The following is a 735-nucleotide window of genomic DNA, read 5'->3' on the forward strand; positions in this document are numbered from 1 at the left end:
GTATAAGAGACAGGGGAGACCCTCCCATACCATCGCCTAAAAACCCAATGGGTGAATTCTGGCTTGGGAGGGACTGGTGTCAGAGCAGTGCAATGCTGCTACTAAGCCAGTCAGCTGGGTTGGTGACTTGTTAGTTGAGAGTTGAGTTGGTGGATTGGATTGTTGTTCCAGGAGGAATTTGGGTGACATGGGCTAATGCGGTTGGCTGTGGATTGTTTGTTGTAAGTAGCATTCTCTGGTTTGTAGGGAGTTTAGGTTTCGGTTTGAATTTATGGTGTTTGTGTCTGATTCTTCTGTGTCTTCTTTGTGGTGGTTTTTCATGTATATAGTGTTTGGTGAGTCTGGTGTACTTGTGCGACCTTGAATTGACAAAGATTAGGTATTTGCGAAGGGTATTCTCTCTAGGGATGATGGCAGATTCGTTTTTCTTGTTGTTGTAGAAGCTGTGCGACCTTGTTTGGTTGAATCGGCGTGGGCGGTGGCTGAATCGTTGGTCATCTTGCGGATCGCGCGCGTGTGCGCGATCTTTTGCATAAAGATCGCAGAGTGGGCAGTCAGGCACTGTGATAGGTAGATTTGGCTCGTCAGATTCAATTGGTGGAATGGTGCGAATTATATCGCGGGAAATGAGGTCTTGAAGTGCGTGGCAGAGTGTATCTTGATTGTCTTCGTTGCGGAGGCCTTTGCGATCGCGATGATTGTGCAATTCGATTTGTTTGATTGATTTGAGTGCCC

The 735-nt window shown here is 46.9% G+C and carries 1 protein-coding gene; it reads right to left on the bottom strand.

All coding sequences use genetic code 11. The annotated features are described in order from the left end of the window. Positions 1-130: 130 nt before the first annotated feature. On the bottom strand, positions 131-735 hold a 605-nt coding region (locus D7X55_RS45035), incomplete at its 5' end, for a hypothetical protein (protein WP_233610396.1).

Origin of the sequence: Corallococcus sp. AB049A (assembly GCF_003668885.1) — a bacterium.
Lineage (GTDB): Bacteria > Myxococcota > Myxococcia > Myxococcales > Myxococcaceae > Corallococcus > Corallococcus interemptor.